Source organism: Streptomyces cahuitamycinicus (assembly GCF_002891435.1).
Lineage (GTDB): Bacteria > Actinomycetota > Actinomycetes > Streptomycetales > Streptomycetaceae > Streptomyces > Streptomyces cahuitamycinicus.
The window spans coordinates 1-1,037 of sequence record NZ_POUC01000874.1 but is presented as its reverse complement, the minus strand read 5'-3'; the positions used below and the strand labels follow the sequence as shown (position 1 = coordinate 1,037).

The window sequence follows — 1,037 nt, the reverse complement described above, 5'->3', positions numbered from 1 at the left end:
GGGCCAGGGGTACTTGGTGGCGGCGTCGAGGGCGGCGCGGGTGAGGTTGAGGCCGACGGAGCCCTCCGGGGTGAACCGTTTGGGCTCGATACGGGTGAGGAGCCGGAGGGACTGGGCGTTGCCCTCGAAGCCGCCGCAGTCCGCCGCGAACTCGTTGAGGGCCTGTTCGCCGTTGTGGCCGAAGGGCGGGTGGCCCAGGTCGTGGGAGAGGCAGGCGGCTTCCACGAGGTCCGGGTCACAGCCGAGGGCGGCGCCCAGCTCGCGGCCGACCTGGGCGCATTCGAGGGAGTGGGTGAGGCGGGTGCGGGGGCTGGCGTCCCAGGCGGGGCCCCGGGTGCCGGGCGTCACCACTTGGGTTTTGCCGGCGAGTCTTCTCAGGGCGGAGCTGTGCAGGACCCGGGCCCGGTCACGTTGGAAGGCGGTGCGGCCGGGGCGTTTGTCGGGTTCCTGGGCCCAGCGGTCGACCGACGTCGGGTCGTAGGCGGGGGGGTGTTGTGCGGTGCCGTCCATGGCTCGACAGTAAGCGCCTGTGCGTGTGCCGGGTTCTGTTTTCGGGCGGGTGCGGGTTGTTTTGGGCTGGTCGCGCAGTTCCCCGCCCCCCTAGGGGGCATGGCGCCGCCCCCGCTGTCAGGCTGAGGCCAATTCCCTGGAGGCCGCGTGTGCCAGCGCCTCCTCGTAACGGTGGAGGACGAGTTCGGCCATCGACGGGTGCGTGCCGAGGGGGGCCGCCGCTATCCACGGGGCCTTCTGGGCGCACTCCGTGGCGAAGCGGCCCGGGGCTGTGAAGTAGCACGCGAGGGCTATGTGGCGGCGGCCCCTTGCCAGGAGGGTGCGGACCGCGGTCTGGACCGTGGGGGTGGCGGCCGAGGCGTAGGCCGGGATGACGGGGACGCCCAGGCGGGCCGCCAGGAGGTGGGCCGTGCGGGCCGTGTCCGCCTTCGCGTCCGGGTCGCGGGAGCCCGCCGCGGCGAGGACGACCGCGCTGGTGCGGTGGGGGGTTCCACCCCAGCCGGCTTCCGTGAGGCGTGCCTGGAGGG

At 73.9% G+C, this 1,037-nt stretch carries 2 protein-coding genes; both read right to left on the bottom strand.

All coding sequences use genetic code 11. The features are described 5' to 3' along the window. A partial coding sequence (gene dgt / locus C1J00_RS43585; protein ID WP_146046425.1) for a dGTP triphosphohydrolase occupies positions 1 to 510 on the bottom strand: 510 nt, incomplete at its 3' end. Between the two features lie 117 nt (positions 511 to 627). Next, on the bottom strand, positions 628 to 1,037 hold a 410-nt coding region (locus C1J00_RS43580; RefSeq protein WP_281262809.1), incomplete at its 5' end, for a CbiX/SirB N-terminal domain-containing protein.